The organism is Olleya sp. KKT75, from assembly GCF_055635485.1.
Genome location: NZ_CM145759.1, coordinates 1,957,501 through 1,960,000 on the forward strand (window position 1 = coordinate 1,957,501; position 2,500 = coordinate 1,960,000).

3 rRNA genes (2 of these 3 running past the window's edge) are annotated in these 2,500 nt (G+C 37.6%); all 3 read left to right on the forward strand.

Going from position 1 to position 2,500, the window contains the following annotated elements:
* A 23S ribosomal RNA gene (locus ACZ2G2_RS08555) occupies window positions 1-891 on the forward strand; it begins 1,930 nt to the left of the window's first position.
* A gap of 101 nt (window positions 892-992) precedes the next feature.
* Window positions 993-1,099: ribosomal RNA gene (gene rrf, locus ACZ2G2_RS08560) — 5S ribosomal RNA — on the forward strand.
* A 1,224-nt stretch (window positions 1,100-2,323) separates the two neighbouring features.
* Window positions 2,324-2,500 (forward strand): 16S ribosomal RNA (locus ACZ2G2_RS08565) (it continues 1,343 nt past the right edge of the window).

The window sequence follows — 2,500 nt, forward strand, 5'->3', positions numbered from 1 at the left end:
TGGACACTGTCTCAGCCATGAGCTCGGTGAAATTGTAGTATCGGTGAAGATGCCGATTACCCGCTGTGGGACGAAAAGACCCCGTGCACCTTTACTATAGCTTAGTATTGGTTTTGGATAAGTAATGTGTAGGATAGGTGGGAGACTTTGAAGCGGCGTCGCTAGGCGTTGTGGAGTCATTGTTGAAATACCACCCTTTGCTTGTCTAGAGTCTAACCTTCAATGAAGGGACAGTGCTTGGTGGGTAGTTTGACTGGGGTGGTCGCCTCCAAAAGAGTAACGGAGGCTTCTAAAGGTACCCTCAGCACGGTTGGTAATCGTGCGTAGAGTGCAATGGCATAAGGGTGCTTGACTGAGAGACCTACAAGTCGATCAGGTTGGAAACAAGAGCATAGTGATCCGGTGGTTCCGTATGGAAGGGCCATCGCTCAAAGGATAAAAGGTACGCCGGGGATAACAGGCTGATCTCCCCCAAGAGCTCATATCGACGGGGGGGTTTGGCACCTCGATGTCGGCTCGTCACATCCTGGGGCTGGAGAAGGTCCCAAGGGTTGGGCTGTTCGCCCATTAAAGTGGCACGCGAGCTGGGTTCAGAACGTCGTGAGACAGTTCGGTCTCTATCTACAGTGGGCGTTAGAAATTTGAGTGGATCTGACTCTAGTACGAGAGGACCGAGTTGGACTAACCTCTGGTGTATCTGTTGTTCCGCCAGGAGCATTGCAGAGTAGCTACGTTGGGAAGGGATAAGCGCTGAAAGCATATAAGCGCGAAACCCACCACAAGATGAGATTTCTTTAAAGGGTCGTAGGAGATGACTACGTTGATAGGTCATAGGTGTAAAGGCAGTAATGTCATAGCCGAGTGATACTAATAACCCATAGGCTTATTGTACGCCTGTTTTTTATAAAGTTCAATACAGATTTTCATGAATCATTTTTTCAATATGTTATTTTATACGGTTAAGTAGTTACTACTACATACACCGAAAGATTTAAGGTGATTATAGCGATGGGGCTCACCTCTTACCATTCCGAACAGAGAAGTTAAGCCCATTTGCGCCGATGGTACTACATTGTGGGAGAGTAGGTCGTCGCCTTTTTAGAGAACCCTTCATATTTATTTATGAAGGGTTTTTTTGTGCTTTATACTCAAATAAATAAAGGGTCGGTGTAAATGCAAAAGCTAAAAGATAGAAGTAAAAAGCAAAAAACCAAATGCTAAAAGAATAAGGCAAAAGGCAGAAGCTAAAAGAATAAGGCTAAAGCAGATATCAGATATCAGATATCAGATATCAGATATCAGAAGGTAAAAGTGAAAAGCTAAAAGTCTAAAGTAAATAGGGTATAGGTAAATTGAATAAATGACTATAGCACAGTTATAATTTATAAATTATGGTTCAATAAAGGGATTAATCTTTAGGTCGGAATATTATATTCAAATTATAAATATTCTAACTGGAATATTTATTTTAAACGATAAGATATTATTAGAGGTGAGTATATATTATTTAATAACATAACATAACATAACATAACATAACAATGTAATTGTTTATTTTGGGTGTGGTTCTCACCAAATTTGGACTACCTGGATTATGTTTTGTTATAAAAGTTGATTGTCTTAGATCTTAGTGTAAGTTAATAACGCTATTAAAAACAACTAATCCCTAATTACAATATTCATGTATCTAAGTTTTATTTAGGCAAGCACATCTTTTTCAGTATTATATTCTTACAAGACCAATGATTCTTAGTTACCACACCCATAAAACATCAGTCATTTATAGGCCGATATCTTAGCTATTTTATTGTTGCTTTTTAAATAATCCTAATAAAATTATAGAGTAATCGATTATATAAATTCTCTTTTCATGCTAAGTATTATTATTTACTCTTTTTTTATTTACTGTAACACGCTAAGCACAAAGGATTAAAGGCAGATGTTATCTTTAAATTAAAAAAAGATTACCAAAAGGGTTGTGGGAACCAAAAAGGCTTGTATATTTGCACCCCGAAAACGATGTAACTATATTAGGTTATTTAGTGATTAAGACAACGTTCAAAGAGTTATTATAACAGTGATACAAAAAAGATTCAAATCTTTTCAAATAAAGCTTGTGGGATTTAAAAAAGCGAATTATATTTGCACCCGCTTAAGGAAATAACATCTTAAGAGACAGAGAAAAAAGTTCATAAACATATTGAATTGACAGCGTAAGAATTTAATTGGAAACGATTAGGTTCAAACAAGAGAATAAGCCATTTTAGAGTACTAGATATTTCTTTAATTGTTAAGCATATTAGTCGAAAGACTTTAAAATTTAACGATGAAGAGTTTGATCCTGGCTCAGGATGAACGCTAGCGGCAGGCTTAACACATGCAAGTCGAGGGGTAACATTTTAGCTTGCTAAAGATGACGACCGGCGAACGGGTGCGTAACGCGTATAGAATCTACCTCTTACTAAGGGATAGCCCAGAGAAATTTGGATTAAGACCTTAT